The sequence below is a fragment of the Streptomyces sp. ISL-66 genome, assembly GCF_018614135.1.
GTDB lineage: Bacteria > Actinomycetota > Actinomycetes > Streptomycetales > Streptomycetaceae > Streptomyces.
In genome coordinates this window covers 10718-10968 of the sequence record NZ_JAGGOW010000191.1, presented here as the reverse complement: position 1 = coordinate 10968, position 251 = coordinate 10718, and positions in this window count along the sequence as shown.

Genomic DNA, 251 nt, shown 5'->3' with positions numbered 1-251 from the left:
GCACCGGCCGGAGCCGGGCCCGCACCCGCGCGAGCGGGCCCCGCCCCGACCCGAGCCGGCTCCGCGCCGGCCCGGCCGGGCTCCGTACCGACCCGAGCATGCTCCGTACCGCCCCGGCCGGTCCACGTACCGCTCCGCGCATCCTTCGTACCCCCTGTTTGGTTCCGTCGACTACGGACGCGTGTACGGGCCCCGCGGTTTCCCGGACTCCCGGCCTGTTCGCTCCCCGACTCCGGGCCCGCCCGCTCCCC